This is a genomic window from Saccharopolyspora sp. NPDC002686, assembly GCF_040295745.1.
Classification (GTDB): Bacteria; Actinomycetota; Actinomycetes; order Mycobacteriales; family Pseudonocardiaceae; genus Saccharopolyspora; species Saccharopolyspora oryzae.
The window spans coordinates 1-17,215 of record NZ_JBEOVY010000058.1 but is presented as its reverse complement, the minus strand read 5'-3'; the positions used below and the strand labels follow the sequence as shown (position 1 = coordinate 17,215).

The following is a 17,215-nucleotide window of genomic DNA, read 5'->3' as shown; positions in this document are numbered from 1 at the left end:
CCACTCAGCTCAGCAGCTGCTGAGCGTGGGTGAACTTGCGGCCGAAGGCGTTCGCCACGTGCTCATTGGTCAGCTGTCCCGCGACGGTGCTGATGCCGCCCGCCAACTCGGGCCGGGACTCGACGGCTCCCCGCAGCCCACGGTTGGCGATCTCCAGCGCGTACGGCAGCGTGACGTTGGTGAGCGCGTGCGTCGAGGTGTTCGGCACCGCACCAGGCATGTTCGCCACGCAGTAGAACAGGGAGTCGTGCACCCTGAAGACCGGGTCGTCGTGCGTGGTGGGCCGGGAGTCTTCGAAACACCCTCCCTGGTCCACCGAGATGTCCACCAGCACGCTGCCCGGCTTCATCCGCGACACCATCTCGTTGGTGACCAGCTTCGGTGCCTTCGCGCCGGGGATGAGCACCGCGCCGATGACCAGGTCGGCCTCGGTGACGGCGCGCTCGAGCTCGTAGCGGTTGGACGTGGTGGTGCGGATCCGCCCTTGGTACATGCGGTCGGCGGCGCGCAGCTTGTCCACGTTCTTGTCGAGCAGCTCCACGTCGGCCCAAGCACCGGCGGCGACCGCGACCGCGTTCATGCCGGCCACGCCCGCGCCGAGCACCGCGACCCGCCCCGGGTGAACGCCGGAGACGCCACCCAACAGCGTGCCTCGGCCGCCGTTGGCCCGCATCAGCGCCTGCGCGCCGACGAACGGCGCCAGCCGTCCGGCGACCTCGCTCATCGGGAACAGCAGCGGCAGCGAACCATCCGGCAATTGGACCGTCTCATAGGCGACACCGGTGATGCCGGAGTAGAGCAGCGCCTGGGTGCATTCCTCGCTGGCCGCCAGATGCAGGTAGGTGAACAACGTCTGGTCCGACCGCATCCGGCCGTACTCCTCGGCGATCGGTTCCTTGACCTTGAGCACGAGCTCGGCCGTCGCCCACACGTCATCGGCGGAGTCCAACATCTTCGCGCCCGCCGCGATGTAGTCCTCGTCGCGGATCGCCGAGCCGGCACCTGCCCCGCGCTCGACGAAGACCTCGTGACCGCACGCGGTGAACTCGTGCACGCCTGCCGGCGTCACCGCCACCCGGTACTCGTGGTTCTTCAGCTCCCGTGGAACACCGATCCTCATCTGACACTCCCGTCAACCCCGTTGTGCTGCTCGCCGACGGACGAGCTCGGTGAACAGAGGTTGGGGCCGGCGCTGGCACCGTGAGAAGGACCAGTGCCGCCCACCTCGATGGGTCCAGTTCGAGGTCCCGCCGGCGGAGGCGGTGGCTGGCCCTGCCATTCCCGCCCGTTCTGGCCCTGCCATCCGGCCCCGTCCGGGCTGCATCGTCGGGACCAGACAGGGTGCACCGGCGCCAGGCCGATCCCCCGCAGACCGAAGGAGGAAGCGTGGACACCGCAGAGTTCAGGGACAAGGCTCGTCGACACCTCGGACCGCATTTCACCCGCGGAGCCCAGTGGCGATCCGGCGAGTTGCCCGTGTTCGTGCGCGGCGAAGGGTGCCACCTGTTCGACAGCGACGGACGTCGCTTCCTCGACGGGCTGGCGGGCCTGTTCTGCGTCAACCTCGGGCACAGCCGGAGCGACATCGTGGCCGCGGCGACCAAGCAGATGGGGTTGCTGCCGTATTCGACGAACTGGGGCTCCGCGCACCCGCCGTCGATCGAGGCAGCCTCCCTGATCGCCGAGCTGGCACCGGGCGACCTCAACACGACGTTCTTCGTCAACTCCGGTTCCGAAGCCGTCGAGAGCGCGCTGAAGTTCGTGCGCCAGTACCACCGCAGCAACGGGCAACCGCAACGAACCAAGATCATCAGCCGGCAGATGGCATACCACGGCACCACCATGGGCGCCCTGTCCGTCACCGGCCTGCCGAAGATCCGCGAGCCGTTCGGTCCATTGCTGGACGGCGTCCGGCACGTCCCGAACACGCTCGGGCTCCTCGGCGACTGCGGGCCGGCCGGCGAGTTGGCGCCCGTGCGCACGATCGAGCAGGTCATCGAGGAGGAAGGCGCGGAGACCATCGCCGCGATCTTCGCCGAGCCGGTGCAGAACGGTCGCGGGGCGCTCGTGCCGCCGGACGGTTACTGGCAGGAACTGCGCAGGATCTGCGACGAGCACGGCATCCTGCTGGTCTCCGACGAGGTGATCTGTTCCTTCGGCCGCATCGGCGACTGGTTCGGCAGCGCCCGGTTCGGCGTCGTCCCCGACCTCATCACCTTCGCCAAGGGATCCACCTCCGGCTACGCTCCGCTGGGCGGAGTGATCATCCGCGAACCCCTGATCGAGCAGCTGTTCGACCGCGCGGGGACCGGGTTCACCCACGGTGCGACGTGGGGCGGACACCCCGTCGCCACGGCGGTCGCCGTCGCGACGATCCGGGCCATGCAGGAAGAATCCGTCTTGTCCAATGTGGAAACCCGAGGCCCTGATCTGCGGGCCGGCCTGGATGCCCTGCAGAGCGGCCACCGTTGCGTCAAGGACGTCCGCGGTACCGGGTACTTCTACGCGATCGAGCTGATGGCGGACCGGGCCTCCGGGCGCGAACTGACCGACGAGGAATCAATCAAGGTGCTCCGGGAGGTCCTGCCGGAATCCTTCCGCCGCACCGGCGTGATCCTGCGCGGCGATGATCGAGGCGCGACCATGATCATGGTTTCCCCTCCGCTGATCGCGGACGATGAGGTCATCAACGAGCTGCTCTCGGGCATCGACGGCATGCTCAGCGACGTCGAGGCGGCCGTGGGCCACTGATCGCTCGAACCGTCAAGCGGCTGGCACCGGCACCCGCCAGCCGCTTGACGTTTGCGCCATTCCCGGACAAAGGACGGGAAAGCGGCGGAGCCACTTTCACATCAGACGGCAGCACCGTGCGTCCCGCAACGACTGCAACGACAGGTTGTGATACGTGGTCGGGCCCATGGTAGTTGATCTTGCGTGCTGGCGGAAATGGTGCAGGGGTGGTCGGCAAATTTCGCAGCGTTCACGTCTCGGTTCGCGGGAAGGTTCCCGCGAGACCCGCACCACCACGGCACGCTGCTGTTCGACCTCGCCACCGACCCCGAGCAGCGGCAGCCCATCGTGGACGACGAGATCGAGCTGCGAATGGCGAAGCTGCTGGTCGGGCTGCTGCGCGACACCGAAGCACCCGCCAGCCAGTACGAACGGCTCGGGCTGCCCGTCGACGGACCTGTCGAGAACCAGCACCTCCTGGTGCGGGCACAGCAGAACCAAGCGGAGGCAACGGCCGTAGCGCTGCCCCCCGGCTCGACGAGTTCCCGACCGGCCGGCTGTCGGTGCGCACGCCGGTGCAGGAGCTGATGTCCGATCCCGCTGCGGCCGAGGTGATGCGCCGGCACCTGCACCCTCGGGACAGCCCACGGATTCGCAGCGTGGTTCAACAGCCGACGGGACGAGGACGATGAACGCGCCATGCTGGTTGCTTGCCCCGACCACTACCTCATCCGGTCCCCTCGATCCGGAGTCCAAGAGGTGATCGAGGTAACCGGCGGCGCAACCATGGGTTCCCGGTTCGTCATCGACTACGCGGACACCACAGGCATCCCGGTCAGCCGGAATTCCCATTTCCCGGTCGAAACATCCGGCTGGGCTCGCGCGGACGACGGCAACCGCATCGGCGCCGTTCGCCACCAGTTCCGCGACAACGCACAAGGAGGATTCAGCGCGATGCTCCCAGTCGCGTTCCCCGTGACGCTGCCACCCTGGATGATCACAGAACACCGGTGGCACCTGGCGTGCGAGTTCTCCAACTGGGTTTGTGCCTACGTGGACTCCGCTCCTCAATAGGATCCACAGTCGAACTTCTTCGGCAGGCGGATCAGACACGGGCGAGCCTTCCTCCGTTCCCCAGTGCCGGCCCGGCCGGCCTGCCGCGGGCAGGAGCGCAGAACGGCGCAGCCGAGCGCATCCTGCCGGGACTCGCGTGACGTTGCGACATGGCTCACCAAGTCGGAAGTGCACTGCTCAGTGGACATCACCGGGGCTCGGAGGATTGGACCTCTCGAAGCCGAGACATATCGTGGCCCACGATCACGGACGAGTTGATCTGCACGTCGCCCGACGTGAAGCAGAAATCGACCCGAGCAGATCAAATTCCACTCGGGTCGAAATAGCTTATTCTTCCACATTCCGTCGATAACTATCTGGATACAAGCGACTTGACCCCCGCGCGATACGGAACAAGTTCAGTTTCACCGGAACGCCTCATTCGGATCGCTTCATCGAGGTGCACCAAGAAAAGCTGAAGCGCCCCAACTATCGGCTGCTCATCCGGGAACGCCAGCTCCCCGTCGCGCTCCATCATCCGCAAGTGTTCCGCCAACGACCGCGGACTCACCTGCAGCCGGAGCGGGGTATCAAGATCGACATCCTGCCAAGACCGAATCTCGACGTAACCTTTAGTCGAGCTTCGCACTTGCTCATCGCTGAGCCTGAACAGGAACTCCTCGAAGACACTCTGGTCATCCGTTCGGTCCAAGTTCATGATGATCCGTCTCTCAGGCGGAACGGCAAGCAGCTCCCTACCTCAACTGATACTGGGGAGGCGAAGGTGTGTAGTTAGCGTGCAACTCCGCTCGGACACTCTCTTACCCCACGGGTCTTCTGGCTCGACGGCTAGCACTCCTCACTGCTGGCAGCGGGGTTTTCGTCTGGCGCTCGACGGTGGAATCCGTCCCCGGTGCGGAGTGTATCTGGCCGGGCGCGGCCATCAGCTCTGGAGCTGGACAGCCTGGTACCGGCCTGAGAACCCAGCCCACGTGGCCGCACACGATCTCCAACCCTACACGGCGAAGATAATCACCAACGTCGTTGCTCACATCCTGCCCGGGTGGTTCTCCACCGTGCTGCCTGAGCAGGCCGGGGAAAGCTTCGCGAAGATGATCCTCGCGGACGTACTCGGTGCGGGGCACCGGACTCGGCCGCGGTAAGCGTGGCCTGTAGCCGTGTGGCGGCAGCGATACCCGGCACGACCATGAACCCAGTGCGCATCCATCCGACGGTCGCACTCCCCGCACACCACCAGATCAGCCAACTCGTACCTCCGAGTCACACCGTCCCTGGTCGCCCGGACCGCACGGATCCGTTGCACCGCGAGGAACGTGGACTCATCGACCAACGCCGGATGAGACAACTGCTCGGAGACTTCCCACTCCCGCACATCAGGCCTTGGACAAGGCAGAGGCGATCTGGCCGACGAGTACCGCGAACGGCATGTCGAGCGCGGTGTAGACATCAGCGGCCAGGGGATCGGCGTTGTCAGCGAGGATTTCGACGATGGCAGTCGAGTAGTCGATCGGGATCACTCCAGCCTGCTGCATGCGCAGCAGGCCCGCTTCGCGCTTGGTCTGCCAGAAGGTGCCGGAGGCGTCGATCACGGCGTAGGCGTCGAACCCCTCCCCCGTGGCACTGATGGCCGGGAGGGCGAGACACACCTCAGTGGAGATGCCCGTGATGATCAGCTTGTTCCGGCCGGTCGCCCGGATGGCCTCGAGCACGCGCGGGTCGTCCCACGCGTTGACGGTCGAGCGGTCGATGACCTGCACGCCGTCGGGAAGCACCTCGGCGAGCTCGGGAATGACCGGTCCCCACATGCTCTCCGCCGCGGTGGTGGTCACCACCAACGGCAGGCTCAACACCTGGGCCGCTTTGGCCAGGGCCACCACGTTGTGCTTGAGCTCGCCGACCGGGATGTCTCGCACACCGCTGTAGAGACCGACCTGGTGGTCCACCAGCACCACGGCCGCTTTTGGCGGGTTAGCCGCTCGGTGAACTTGCTCGCAGGCACCGCATCCTCCTGAGATGGTCGGCCTCGGGTGACGAGTGACGCTGCCTTCGCTCAGACCTGGGCCAGGCCTCCGTCTACGAAGAGCTCGGAACCGGTGGTGAAGCTGCTGGCGTCCGTAGCCAGAAAGACCACGGCTGCGGCCACTTCGTCCGGGTCTCCCATCCGGCTGAGGGGCATGCCGTTCAGGAGGGCGTCTCTGAGGTCGGTTGCTTGCGCGGCGTCTGCCACGCCGCCGAAAAGCCCGGAAAACCCGGGAGTCTCGATCGGACCTGGGCTGACCGCGTTCACCCGGATACCGCGACCGGCCAGTTCTGCGGCCCAGGTGCGGGCGAAGTTGCGGATGGCGGCCTTGGTCGCGTTGTAGACGCTCGTGGCAGCGACTCCCTTGGATGCCGCGATGGAAGAAGGCAGGATCACCGAGGCACCGTCCGCCAGCAGTGGCAGCGCCTTCTGCACCGTGAACAGCAACCCCTTGACATTGATGCCGAAGAGTCGGTCGAAGTGTTCCTCTGTGATGTCTTCCAGCCGTGCCAACTCGGCCGTACCCGCGTTCGCGAAAAGCACGTCGATCCGGTCGCTGTGCTCCCTGACCCGGGCGTAGAGGCGGTCCAGATCAGCCAGTGAAGACACGTCGCTTCGCACCGCGATGGCATGTCCGCCGATGTGCTGCGCGTTGATCTCGTTCACCGTCGTGTCCAGCTCGGCCTGACGGCGGCCGGTAACGAACACCGTCGCCCCTTCCGAGGCGAAACGTCGAGCAGTGGCCGCGCCGATCCCCTCAGACCCGCCGGTGACCACGGCGACTTTCCCGTCGAGCCGGCCCATCGGCACCCCTCCTTCTCCCACCCCATGCTCCCCGCGTGGAAACCTGGTCGCCTGGGTCGTTCGTCCCCAAAACATGGGGCATGGCCGAGGCTGGTTCCGTGCTGGTGACCGGCGCGGGCGCGGAATTGGCAACGCGGGCGGAAAGGTCGTGGGACTCCTGCGTGAGCGCGGATTCGCCGTTCGAGCGATGGCTTACCACGACGATGACCGCGTCGAGGCATTGCGTTCGCTGGGCGCCGAGGTGGTCGTCGGTGACCTGGCGCAGCGCGCAGACGTGGTGCGGGCCCTCGACGGGGTCCGTCGGATGTTCTTCGCCAGGTGAACCCACGCAGAACTGTCCGCAACCGCGCGTGAAGGAGCCTTCGTGATCTCGAACCTCGATGTTCCCTGGGGCGTGGCCAGCGGTCAGGGCCTCGGCCTGCGGCGGGGCATCAGTGTGGGGCGGAACGGGATGGCGCGGTCGGCCGACCACGGGGCCGACGGCGCTCGGCACAGCCAGGCCAGGCGCAGCAACACGGCGTCGTAGTTGACGCGCCAGCCGGCGAAGTCGCGCCAGGCCTGGTTCCGGTCCCCGCGCAACGGCACCCCGGCATTCGTCAGGCGCTGGCACACGGCGTCGTATTCCGCTCGGTCGATGGAAATCGGGTCATCCGGATCGGGGTCGGGGGCGTATGGCAAGCCGAAGAAGTCACCGATCCGTCGCAACGCGACGTATCCGGAACGGATGCACATCTCAGCAGCGGGTTGACGCGAAATGTCCACTGTCGATTCGATGAGTGCCGCGGTGTCCAGCACCGCACCGGCCGCGGTGACCCACGAACGATCCGGGTGGGGCGAGCGGAAGTACACCAGCCCCGGCGACGAGGTGTGCGTCTCCTCGATGTCGGCGAACCAGCGGGCCCAGTCCCGCCAGAACCAGTCGAGATCATCCAGACCGCCGATGCGTGCCAACCGCTCCAGCAGCGCGGCCGACCACGCCGGCGTGCCCGCCTGGGTCTCCAGGGCGGTCACCATCACCTCACGCCGCGAGAACGAGCCGTAGATCGAGGGCAGGTACGAGATCAGCAGTGCCAGCAGCCCGAGCCCCAACGCGGCCTCGGAAATCACCAGCACCGCCGTCACCGCATCGACCGGCGCGCTGAACCCCAGGGTCAACAGCGACGATCCGCTCTCGAAGAACGCAGCCCACCAGCCCCGAACACCCACCGCCCAGAACATCGCGGTGTACCCGGCGAGCACGAGAACCAGCCACACCACGGGCAGCGTCAGCAGCGCCAACGGCGCATACAGCGCTCGCACCCGATCCTGCCTGCGGTAATCACCGCCGCCGGCGAACACGGAAAACACTGCACCCACGCCCAGGAACACCCAACGCGTGATCCGAACCGGCGTGGCCCGCGGCACCACCACGGTCTTCACCGCCGACAACAGAGTCACGACCACGCAGACCGCGCCCACCAGACCCACGAGCACAGCGACGACAACCTCCACGCACCACACCCCTACGGCCGAAAACGTCCTCGGCACACGCACTGCAGCTGTCGCTCGGACCGTCTTGTGCTGGCGGTAGAACGAAATGGTGCCGGTGCGCTCCGTTCCTCCTTCCAGGATTACTTGCACGTCCAAGGTGGCTTGCCCTCCCCGGCCCCGTGGTTTGCGGCCAGGTCGCAGAAGATTCAGATATCCGTCGGCGGCAGAATGGGCAACAGCTTGTCGAGGGTGATGGGGAAATCACGCACGCGTGCCCCGGTGGCGTTGAACACCGCGTTCGCCACCGCTGCACCGGCTCCGCAGATGCCCAGCTCCCCGAGGCCCTTTGCGCCGAGGACGTTGGCCTTGTCGTCGAACCCGTCGAGCACGACGGCGTCGATCTCGGGGACGTCGGCGTGGACGGGCACCAGGTAGTGCGCGAGATCCCGGGTGACGAAGGCGCCGGACCGCGTGTCGACGACGCCCTGTTCCTCCAAAGCGGCTCCCACTCCCCAGATCATGCCGCCGATCAGCTGTGAGCGCGCTGTCTTGGCGTTGAGGACACGACCCACGGAGAACACGCCCAGCATCCGCCGGAGACGGATTTCGGCGGTGTCGACGTCGACGCGGACTTCAGCGAAGTGCGCCCCGCACGTGTGGATCGAGTAGCTGGCGTAGTTCGGATCCTCCATCATCCAGACGGTCGAGCCTTCCGCTTCCACGCCGTCGGGCTGGATGCGCGCGACGATCTCGCTCAGCGCCTCGGACCGGTGACCGATGTGCACGTTGCCACCGGAGAACTGCGCGCCTGCCGGATCCAGGCCGTGCAGCGGCGAGCTCGCGTCGCTGGTAGCCGCGATCAACAGCTTCTCGCGGAGGGCCTCGACCGCGCGGTGCACGGCGGTGCTCGAATTGGCCGCGCCCCACGAGCCTCCGGAACCCACGCTCGCCGGGAACTCGGAACGCCCGAGCTCCACGCGTACGCGCTCGAGCGGCAGCCCGAGCTCGTCGGCCGCTACCTGGCTGAGGATCGTGTAGGTACCGGTGCCGATGTCGGTCATGTCCGACTGGACGACCGCGGTCCCGTCCACGTTCAGTCGGACGCGCGCAGCAGCCGGTCCCTGGAAGTGCCCGCGAATGGCGGCGGACACGCCGTAGCCGACCAGCCATCGCCCCTCCCGCAGGCTTGCCGGCTTTGCCGGGCGGCGCTCCCAGTCGAACCTGCGGGCTCCTTCGCGCAGGCAGTCGACGAGGTGCCGGTCGCTGAACGGCACGCCACGCTCCGGGTCGCGTTCGGGCTCGTTGCGGATCCGCAGCTCGACCGGATCCATTCCGACCGCGTCGGCCAGCTCGTCCATCGCCGACTCGACCGCCAGCAGGCCTGGCGCCTCGCCCGGTGCTCGGACGTCTTCTCCCCGCGGCAGGTCCAGTGGCACCAGCCGGGTGCGTGTCAACCGGTGGGGCGCGGCGTAGAGGCTGCGAGTCGTGGTGGCGGTCGGCTCGGCGTACTCGATGTGCCGGTTCGTGTGCATCGTGACTTCGTGGCCGAGCGCGACCAGCCGCCCGTCCTGATCAGCGCCGAGGCGAACCCGCTGGCTCGATGTGGGGCGCAGGCCGGTGAGGTGGAAGGTCTGCTGCCGGGTCTGCGCGACCTTGACCGGCTGGCTCAGCGCGCGGGCGGCGAAGGCCGCGAGCATCGCTTCGGCATGAACACGCAGCTTGGAGCCGAAACCGCCGCCGACGTACGGGGTGACGATGTGGATCCGTTCTCCGTCGGCCTGGAGCGTGGCGGCGATCGAGGCACGAGCCGCATCGACGATCTGGGTGGCGACGTAGACGGTCAGATCGTCGCCCTCTGGGACCGCGAGGCACGCGGGCGGTTCCATCGCCTGCGAGAGCTCGTACGGTGTCGTGTAACGCTGGTCGACTTTGATCGCGGCGGCGTCGAACCCGGCCTCGAAGTCGCCTATCGCGGTATCGGGGCGCAGACCCGCGATGAGCTGTTCCGGCGCGTATTCCTGATCCTGGTGAGCGGAGAAGTCGTAATGTCCCGGCTCCGCTGCGTATTCGACGTCGACGAGGTGGGCCGCCGCGCGTGCCTGCTCGAAGGTCGTGGCGACGAGGAGTGCCACGGGCTCGCCGTAGTGGTGGATGTCGGGACTGCTCAGCGTCGGGAGGGCGCGCCAGTACTCGAAGGGGATGGATTCATCGCGGGCACCTTGCGGCGGGGCATCGAGATGGGTCATCACCATGTGCACTCCGGGCGCGCGCTCAGCCCGGGAGGTGTCGATCCGCGTGACGCGGCCCTTGCCGATCGTCGCGCCGACGATGTACCCGTAGAGCGGTTGGCCGGCGTCCCACTGCTCGTACGCGTAGGGGGCTCGGCCCCCGACCTTCAACGGACCGTCGACGCGGTTGGGGGATCGCCCGATCATCACGGCCTCCTCAACTCGCCTCAGTCGCTCGCAAAAGCGTGCTGCAGAGCGCGCGTTTGGCAAGCTCGATCTTGAAGTCGTTGTCGCCCTGCCCCGCGGCACCCCGCATCGCCGCCTCGGCGGCGGCGCGATACGTGGCCATGGTGGCGGGTTCGCCCAGCAGCGCGGCCTCCGCCTCGACGGAACGCCAGGGCTTGTGCGCTACGCCGCCGAACACGACCCGCGCCGCATTGATCGTTCCCCCATCAGTCGAGACGATGACCGCCACGGAGACCAGCGCGAACTCGTAGGAGGCGCGGTCGCGCACCTTGCGGTAGAGCTGCCAGCCCTGCGGGGGCGGGGGCAGGACCACTCCGGTGATCATCTCGCCCGGCCGCAAAACGGTCTCGATGTGCGGCGTATCGCCCGGTAGGAGGTGGAAGTCGGCGATGGTGACGCGGCGTGCAGACCCTTCGGCGCCGAGCAGCTCGATCTGCGCCTCCAGCGCCGCCATAGCGACGGCCATATCGGAAGGGTGAGTAGCGATGCAGGCGTCGCTAGCGCCGAGGATCGCGTGTATGCGGTTGTACCCGCCGATCGCCGAGCAGCCGGAACCGGGATCCCGCTTGTTGCACCCTGCCGCCGTGTCGTAGAAGTACGGGCATCGAGTGCGCTGCAGGATGTTGCCGCCGACGGACGCCTTGTTGCGCAACTGCCCCGAAGCACCCGCGACCAGTGCCTGGCACAGGACCGGGTACCGGTCGCGCACCCGGGTGTCCGCAGCGACCTCGGAATTCGACGTCTGGGCGCCGATGCGCAATCCGCCGTCGGGCAACTCCTCGATGTCCTTCAAGGGCAGACGGCTGATGTCCACCAGGTGGCTCGGGTGTTCGACGTCGAGCTTCATCAGATCGAGCAGGTTCGTGCCGCCGCTGATGAACTTCGCGCCGGGCCGGGACGCTGCGGCGACCGCGGCGCGCGCGTCCGTCGCCCGCTCGTAGGTGAAAGGCCTCATTCCAGGCCTCCCTCGGCGACATCGCGGATAGCGGCCACGATGTTCGGATAGGCGGCGCACCGGCAGATGTTGCCGCTCATCCGCTCGCGGATCTCCTCGTCGGTCAACGCGATCTGCGGGGATGCCACGTCATCGGTGGCGTGGCTGGGCCAACCCGCCCGCACCTCGGTGAGCATGCCGACAGCCGAACAGATCTGGCCCGGCGTGCAATAGCCGCACTGGAAGCCGTCGCGCTCGACGAAGGCGGCTTGCACGGGGTGCAGGGCTTCGGGCGAGCCCAGACCTTCGATCGTCACGATCTCGTCGCCTTCGTGCATGACGGCGAGTGCCAGGCAGGAGTTGATGCGCAGACCGTTGACCAGCACCGTACAGGCCCCGCACTGCCCGTGGTCACAACCCTTCTTCGTCCCGGCCAAGCGCAGATGTTCGCGCAGTGCGTCGAGCAGCGACGTACGCGGATCCACCTCGAGGCGATGCGCACGGCCGTTGACGTCCAACGTGATCGTCGAGAGCGGGGATGCCTCGTGCCCTCGCTCCACAGCGGTCGATGTGACGCCGACCGAGTCGGAAGACGACCGGTGGACGTCGGTACCTGACTCACCCATCACAGCCCTTCCTCTCGCGCCTGAACGTCTGCGAGGACATGCTCACTCGGCTACCCGCCGTCAGAATCGCCTGAACTTGTCCGCAGCGGCCGAGACAGGGACTTAAGTCCGTTGGGGCCGGGTTTCGTGATCGTCAGCCCTGCGGTTGGTCATTTCAGGAAGGCGAGTAGCCGGTTCAGCACGTCCCTGGGTTGTTCCTCGGCGATCCAGTGGCCGGAATCGGCGATGACCGCGCTGGTGACGTCAGAGGCGACGCGGCGGGCATGTTCTCCGACCAGTTCGCCGAGCAGGTACTGCCCGCCGAGAGCCAGCACTGGCATCGGCAAGGGGCCGTGCTGGCGGTAGCGTTCGACGTCGGCGATATCGGTGGGGAAGGCTCGGAAGTATTCGAAACTGGCGCGCAACCGCGCCGGGTCGCGCAGTGCCTGGGCGTAGACCTCGATGTCTTGGGAGGAGATCGATTCGGGGTGGTGGGCGATCAGGTCCACGAAGTTCCGGATCCAGGGGGTTTCCTTGCCGCTGATCACCGACTCGGGAAGCCCGTTGGTTACCGAGAAGAAACCGAAGTTCCACAAGCCCGGCCCCTGTGCGGTGAGTGCGGGCGAGCCGTACATGAAATCCGCCATCGGCAGCGGCGCTTCACTGAGTACCAGCCGGAAAACGCTCTGCGGATGCTGGGCGGCGTAGGCGTAGGCCACCATGGTGCCGATGTCGTGGCCGACCAGGCGGACGTCCTCGGCTGGACCGAGATGCTCGAGAACGCCGTGTACGTCAGCCGCCAGAGTGGTCTTGTCATAGCCCTCCGCGGGGGCCTGGGACTGGCCCGCCCCACGTAGATCCAGCGCGACGACCGTGAAGTGCTCGGCGAGCCCAGGTGCGATAGCGCGCCACTCGTACCAGTTCTGCGGATAGCCGTGCAGCAGCATCACCACCGGCCCCGAACCCCCACGCACGTAGTGCAACCGCAGCCCGCGGATCGTGGCGAATTCCGATGTGAAACCGATCGGCGCACCGGCCTGGGTCATCACGAACACCCCCGCAGCTGAGCCGCGATGCGGCCCGTGGCCGCGAGCGGTCGCAGAACCAGACTCCCACCCCGCCCCGACCGACACCCGGGTCTTTCGTTCTTTGCTGGCCACCGAAGCCAGCGCAACCGTTGCTCGTGCACGCGTTCAGCACCGGAGACCCGAGAATCCCTCTCCAGATGTCAGCTGCCCGATGTTCGAACGGGCCGCGATGGGTGACCCAATGCCCTGGAGAGCCGGGCCGGCCTGGTGGAACGTGGCGTGGTGTTGAGACATCCGGACGTGCGCGGGAAGCGACGAGCTGGCAACGCTGCCCGCGCCGTCCCACGAACGGTGAAGGAAGACACCGGATGGGCACCATCACCACCTCCGACGGAGTGGAGATCTACTACAAGGACTGGGGATCGGGGCAGCCGATCGTCTTCAGCCACGGATGGCCGCTCTCGGCTGACGACTGGGACGGTCAGATGTTCTTCTTCCTCCAACACGGCTTTCGGGTCATCGCCCACGACCGGCGTGGCCACGGCCGATCCGGCCGGCCGGTCGACGGCCACGACATGGACCACTACGCCGACGACTTGGCGGCGCTGACCGCGCAGCTGAATCTCACCGGTGCCATTCACGTCGGGCACTCCACCGGCGGTGGCGAAGTGGTCCGCTACCTGGCCCGGCACGGCGAAAGCCGGGTGGCCAAGGCCGCGATCATCAGCGCGGTACCACCGCTGATGGTCCAGACCGAGAGCAATCCGGGTGGCCTCCCCAAGGAAGTCTTCGACGGGTTCCAGGCGCAACTCGCGGCCAATCGCGCCCGCTTCTACCGCGAACTGGCGGAAGGTCCCTTCTACGGCTTCAACCGACCCGGCGCTGAATCGTCCGAGGCCATCATCCAGAACTGGTGGCGCCAAGGGATGATGGGCGACGCGAAGGGGCACTACGACGGCATCGTCGCCTTCTCGCAGACCGACTTCACCGAAGACCTGAAGAAGATCTCCGTGCGGGTCCTGGTGATGCACGGCGACGACGACCAGATCGTGCCCTACGCCGACTCCGCACCCCGGTCCGCGAAGCTGCTGAAGAACGCGACGCTGCAGACCTACCCGGGCTTCCCGCACGGCATGCCCACCACACAAGCGGAGACGATCAACGCCGACCTCCTGGCGTTCCTCAGCGCATGACCGCAAGAGCGCACCTCGTTCATCAGGGAGGTCTTTCATGTCGGACGTCGAGTCGACCGCCGGGCAGAAGCCACGATCGAACGCGTGGCAGTCGGCGATCACGGTGTTGCAGGAGGCGGAGCCTCACTTCATCCCGTCGGGTGCGCACGCGATGACCGTCGTCGTCGAGTTCCCACCCGGAGACCCCGGCACCCCTCCGCATCGGCATTCCGGACCGGCCTTCGGCTACGTGCTGGACGGCGAGATGGTGTTCGAGCTCGAGGGTGAGCCAGCGCGTGTGGTCCGGGCCGGTGAGACGTTCTGGGAGCCGGGTGGCGACGTCATCCACTACCAGGACGGCAACAACCGCGACGACATCCCGGTGCGCTTCACCGTCACCATGCTGTGCGAGCCGGGAAAACCGATGCTCACCTTGGTGGACGAGGAAGAGCTGGTCCAGCGAAAGAACCGCCGGGCCCCGCACGCAGACTGACCGCGAGCTCAGCCGCACCGCACCCAGCCGACCAATGCGCCAACCGTGCCTCATCCCATTGCGCTGTCTGAAGCACCGAGCGGGCGTTCCGGTGGTAGAGCACGTGGTCTGACCGGAAACTGGTCGGCACGTTCCAGCCTCAGTGAGCGGGAAGGCGCATCAGCAGAAGCGTCGGAAGAAGGCGGGTAAATCAATGAGCCAGCAGGAACCGAGTTTCGAACACGACATCCGTCCCCTGTTTCGGTCAGAGGACATCGAGGCGATGTCGGGGCTGTTCGACCTCTCTTCCTACCAGGACGTGCGCTCCAACGCCGATAAAATCTACGAAGAACTCTCGGACGGCAGTATGCCCTGCGACGAAGCCTGGCCTGCCGAACGCGTGCAGCTATTCGAGAGCTGGATCAACACAGGCTATCTGCGCTGAAATCCGCCACCCCTCATCGCGGTCCGGCGGAAGGTGGGATCAGGCGCCCGTTTCGCGGATGAGGATTGATGACCTCGTCGTCGGGGTAATAGGGACGCGCTGATGAGAAGTGCCGCTGTCGGCTGAGTCGAGCTTTGCTACGACGGAACCGGCCAAGGGCCGAGGGTCATGCTGCTGCACTTGGCCGGGCGATCGGGTCGACTATCGCGCGTGACTCGGGATCGCAGATGCGGCGTGACCGCAGTACGGTCTTCTCATGTCTGCGGACCTCGTTGGGCGACCGCGACGCCTTCCGCGAGCAAGACCAAATCGCAGAACCGGTCATGAAGTCCCGAGACGCACGGGAAGGGGCCCGCGCCTTCGCGGATAACGCCGCCCTCACTGGCAAGGCCACTGACGCAGGGCGACCGGTGGGAGGACACGGTGACGAAGGATCCCACTGCCGAGCCTGCAAATGGCGACAACAAGCAGCCGGCGGGACAGCCGGGACGCCAGCTCGGCCCGCGCTCGCCCTTCATCACAGGCATGAAAGCGGCCGCTGGCGTGGCAGTCACCTTCGGCGTCGTCCAGCTGATCATTGCTGCGCGGCAAGTGCTGATCCTCATCGGCCTAGCCTTCTTCCTGGCGATGAGCCTGGAACCAACGGTGTCGTGGTTGGTACGGCACAAGCTGCCGAGATGGACCGCGGTGCTAGCCGTGCTGGTCGTTGCTCTGGGCGCCGTCGCCGGATTCCTCGCGGCGGCTATCCCGCCCCTGACCACTCAAGCAGGCCAATTCGCCGTGCAGGTGCCGGGATATCTGAGCAGCCTGCAAGACCCGCGGTCCACGCTCGGGCGACTCAATGCCCAGTTCGAGGTCCAACAGCGCGTGCAGCAGTTGCTCAGCGGACAAAGCGCAACGCTGGCGCAAGGACTGCTCGGGGCCGGACAGCTGCTGTTCGGCGCGATCTCCGGATCCGTCGTGGTCACGGTTCTCGTGGTGTACTTCCTGGCAGCGATGCCGCGCATCCAGCGGACGCTGTACCAACTGGTGCCGGCGCAGCGGCGGCCCCGCGCCACCCGGATCGGCAACGAAATCTTCGACCAGACCGGCGGGTATCTGCTCGGCAACCTGATCACTTCGCTGATAGCAGGGACGACGGCCTTCATCTGGCTCGTGATCTTCGGCGTACCGTTCCCGCTGTTGCTGGCGATGCTCGTCGCGCTCCTGGACCTGCTGCCAGTAGTCGGCCCCATCACCGCCGGTGCGATCGTCTCGTTGGTCTCCCTGACCGTGTCGTTGCCGGTCGCATTGGCCACCGCGGGCTTCCTCATCGTCTACCGAGTCATCGAGGACTACCTCCTCGTGCCGAAGATCATCGGCCGGGCCGTGCAAGTGCCTGCCGCGGCCACCGTCGTCGCCGTCCTGCTCGGGGCCGCACTACTGGGATTCATCGGGGCATTGATCGCCATCCCCATAGCCGCAGTAATCAGGCTTCTCCTGCGCGAGTTCGTGCAGCCACGCCTGGACAGCGCGTGACAGTCCAGCCCACAGCCACCACTCCGGGTCGGACGCCAGAGGAACGACCAAACGCCCGTGGTCGCCACGCCGGTAAGCGCCGGCGAGTGCACGCCGTGGATCCAAGCGGCAGGTGGAACGATAACTTCGGCGCAGTGCCGACTGTCGTGGAGCAGTTTGTTGGCGGACCTCCGTGACAGACGAGCTTCAGCTGCTCTACTGACACACCTCATCGACTACTCAGAGCGACCGATTCAGTTGCATACCGTGTTAGAGGCGAAAGTCCTCTGTTGGGAGCAATTTTGAGTCATACGGTTGCAATTGCATCAACTCGCAGAGCAGTCGGGGCTCTGGCCACCCGATTCGGACTGAAAGATCGCGCGCTCTCGGAAGATGCGGGTGTTGTCCCTCGCGCAACACGATTGAACCGAAGATCCGAATAAAGTTGCTGAACCCACTGGAACGATGAGGGATCACGATGAAGATCAGC

The 17,215-nt window shown here is 66.5% G+C and carries 17 protein-coding genes; 8 read left to right on the top strand and 9 right to left on the bottom strand.

Annotated features, from left to right (window positions below; translation table 11 throughout):
• Positions 1-4 precede the first annotated feature (4 nt).
• Entirely contained in the window at positions 5-1,120 is a 1,116-nt protein-coding gene (ald, locus tag ABTZ89_RS10575) for an alanine dehydrogenase (RefSeq protein ID WP_270948263.1), read from the bottom strand.
• Between the two features lie 266 nt (positions 1,121-1,386).
• Here ald and ABTZ89_RS10570 point away from each other — a divergent pair, with 266 nt between their 5' ends.
• The 3 genes from ABTZ89_RS10570 (at position 1,387) to ABTZ89_RS10560 (ending at position 3,804) form a co-directional block, all read left to right on the top strand.
• Positions 1,387-2,751, top strand: coding sequence for an aspartate aminotransferase family protein (locus tag ABTZ89_RS10570; RefSeq protein WP_351042693.1), 1,365 nt, complete (start codon positions 1,387-1,389; stop codon positions 2,749-2,751).
• A gap of 195 nt (positions 2,752-2,946) precedes the next feature.
• Complete coding sequence (locus ABTZ89_RS10565) at positions 2,947-3,318, top strand: hypothetical protein (protein WP_351042691.1); 372 nt, start codon at positions 2,947-2,949, stop codon at positions 3,316-3,318.
• Positions 3,319-3,489: 171 nt separating this feature from the next.
• Positions 3,490-3,804: a hypothetical protein gene (locus tag ABTZ89_RS10560; RefSeq protein WP_351042688.1), complete on the top strand. Its 315-nt coding sequence runs from the start codon at positions 3,490-3,492 to the stop codon at positions 3,802-3,804.
• A gap of 1,027 nt (positions 3,805-4,831) precedes the next feature.
• On the opposite strand, the gene ABTZ89_RS10555 is transcribed toward ABTZ89_RS10560, so the two are convergent.
• The 3 genes from ABTZ89_RS10555 to ABTZ89_RS10545 form a co-directional block, all read right to left on the bottom strand.
• Positions 4,832-5,251 (bottom strand): recombinase zinc beta ribbon domain-containing protein, encoded by a 420-nt coding sequence (locus ABTZ89_RS10555; protein ID WP_351042685.1) that lies wholly within the window; start codon positions 5,249-5,251, stop codon positions 4,832-4,834.
• Positions 5,178-5,756 carry an isochorismatase family protein gene (locus ABTZ89_RS10550; protein WP_351042682.1) on the bottom strand — a complete coding sequence of 193 codons (579 nt, stop codon included), beginning with the start codon at positions 5,754-5,756 and terminating at the stop codon, positions 5,178-5,180. Before ABTZ89_RS10550 ends, ABTZ89_RS10555 begins: the two co-directional genes overlap by 74 nt.
• 98 nt (positions 5,757-5,854) lie before the next feature.
• Entirely contained in the window at positions 5,855-6,628 is a 774-nt protein-coding gene (locus ABTZ89_RS10545; protein WP_351042679.1) for a glucose 1-dehydrogenase, read from the bottom strand.
• A gap of 73 nt (positions 6,629-6,701) precedes the next feature.
• Between ABTZ89_RS10545 and ABTZ89_RS10540 the strand changes: the two genes are divergently transcribed.
• Positions 6,702-6,950, top strand: a complete 249-nt coding sequence (locus tag ABTZ89_RS10540) for an NAD(P)H-binding protein (RefSeq protein WP_351042677.1) — start codon at positions 6,702-6,704, stop codon at positions 6,948-6,950.
• A gap of 83 nt (positions 6,951-7,033) precedes the next feature.
• Here the strand turns inward: ABTZ89_RS10540 and ABTZ89_RS10535 are convergent, their stop codons facing one another.
• The 5 genes from ABTZ89_RS10535 to ABTZ89_RS10515 form a co-directional block, all read right to left on the bottom strand.
• Positions 7,034-8,119: a hypothetical protein gene (locus tag ABTZ89_RS10535; RefSeq protein WP_351042674.1), complete on the bottom strand. Its 1,086-nt coding sequence runs from the start codon at positions 8,117-8,119 to the stop codon at positions 7,034-7,036.
• Positions 8,120-8,304: 185 nt separating this feature from the next.
• The gene (locus tag ABTZ89_RS10530; RefSeq protein WP_351042671.1) at positions 8,305-10,596 is read right to left on the bottom strand and encodes a molybdopterin cofactor-binding domain-containing protein; all 2,292 of its coding nucleotides are present in this window, start codon (positions 10,594-10,596) and stop codon (positions 8,305-8,307) included.
• On the bottom strand, positions 10,544-11,527 hold the full coding sequence (locus ABTZ89_RS10525; RefSeq protein WP_351042668.1) for an FAD binding domain-containing protein: 984 nt from the start codon (positions 11,525-11,527) through the stop codon (positions 10,544-10,546). Before ABTZ89_RS10525 ends, ABTZ89_RS10530 begins: the two co-directional genes overlap by 53 nt.
• Positions 11,524-12,132: a 2Fe-2S iron-sulfur cluster-binding protein gene (locus ABTZ89_RS10520; protein WP_351042720.1), complete on the bottom strand. Its 609-nt coding sequence runs from the start codon at positions 12,130-12,132 to the stop codon at positions 11,524-11,526. Before ABTZ89_RS10520 ends, ABTZ89_RS10525 begins: the two co-directional genes overlap by 4 nt.
• A gap of 149 nt (positions 12,133-12,281) precedes the next feature.
• Entirely contained in the window at positions 12,282-13,157 is an 876-nt protein-coding gene (locus tag ABTZ89_RS10515; protein WP_351042665.1) for an alpha/beta fold hydrolase, read from the bottom strand.
• Positions 13,158-13,507: 350 nt separating this feature from the next.
• On the opposite strand from ABTZ89_RS10515, the gene ABTZ89_RS10510 reads away from it, so the two are divergent.
• The 4 genes from ABTZ89_RS10510 (at position 13,508) to ABTZ89_RS10495 (ending at position 16,746) form a co-directional block, all read left to right on the top strand.
• Positions 13,508-14,332 carry an alpha/beta fold hydrolase gene (locus ABTZ89_RS10510; protein ID WP_351042662.1) on the top strand — a complete coding sequence of 275 codons (825 nt, stop codon included), beginning with the start codon at positions 13,508-13,510 and terminating at the stop codon, positions 14,330-14,332.
• Positions 14,333-14,369: 37 nt separating this feature from the next.
• Positions 14,370-14,804, top strand: coding sequence for a cupin domain-containing protein (locus tag ABTZ89_RS10505; protein ID WP_351042659.1), 435 nt, complete (start codon positions 14,370-14,372; stop codon positions 14,802-14,804).
• Positions 14,805-14,997: 193 nt separating this feature from the next.
• Entirely contained in the window at positions 14,998-15,228 is a 231-nt protein-coding gene (locus ABTZ89_RS10500) for a hypothetical protein (protein ID WP_270948273.1), read from the top strand.
• 423 nt (positions 15,229-15,651) lie between these two features.
• Entirely contained in the window at positions 15,652-16,746 is a 1,095-nt protein-coding gene (locus ABTZ89_RS10495; RefSeq protein WP_270948274.1) for an AI-2E family transporter, read from the top strand.
• The last annotated feature ends 469 nt before the right edge of the window (positions 16,747-17,215 follow it).

Excerpts from the sequence above, each read along its gene's own strand:
- ABTZ89_RS10555 (WP_351042685.1), bottom strand. The coding sequence starts at position 5,251 with ATGTCTACACCGCGCTCGACATGCCGTTCGCGGTACTCGTCGGCCAGA.
- ABTZ89_RS10540 (WP_351042677.1), top strand. The coding sequence starts at position 6,702 with ATGGGGCATGGCCGAGGCTGGTTCCGTGCTGGTGACCGGCGCGGGCGC.
- ABTZ89_RS10500 (WP_270948273.1), top strand. The coding sequence starts at position 14,998 with ATGAGCCAGCAGGAACCGAGTTTCGAACACGACATCCGTCCCCTGTTT.
- ald (WP_270948263.1), bottom strand. The coding sequence starts at position 1,120 with ATGAGGATCGGTGTTCCACGGGAGCTGAAGAACCACGAGTACCGGGTG.
- ABTZ89_RS10545 (WP_351042679.1), bottom strand. The coding sequence starts at position 6,628 with ATGGGCCGGCTCGACGGGAAAGTCGCCGTGGTCACCGGCGGGTCTGAG.
- ABTZ89_RS10520 (WP_351042720.1), bottom strand. The coding sequence starts at position 12,132 with ATGGGTGAGTCAGGTACCGACGTCCACCGGTCGTCTTCCGACTCGGTC.
- ABTZ89_RS10565 (WP_351042691.1), top strand. The coding sequence starts at position 2,947 with ATGGTGCAGGGGTGGTCGGCAAATTTCGCAGCGTTCACGTCTCGGTTC.
- ABTZ89_RS10525 (WP_351042668.1), bottom strand. The coding sequence starts at position 11,527 with ATGAGGCCTTTCACCTACGAGCGGGCGACGGACGCGCGCGCCGCGGTC.
- ABTZ89_RS10505 (WP_351042659.1), top strand. The coding sequence starts at position 14,370 with ATGTCGGACGTCGAGTCGACCGCCGGGCAGAAGCCACGATCGAACGCG.
- ABTZ89_RS10510 (WP_351042662.1), top strand. The coding sequence starts at position 13,508 with ATGGGCACCATCACCACCTCCGACGGAGTGGAGATCTACTACAAGGAC.
- ABTZ89_RS10515 (WP_351042665.1), bottom strand. The coding sequence starts at position 13,157 with ATGACCCAGGCCGGTGCGCCGATCGGTTTCACATCGGAATTCGCCACG.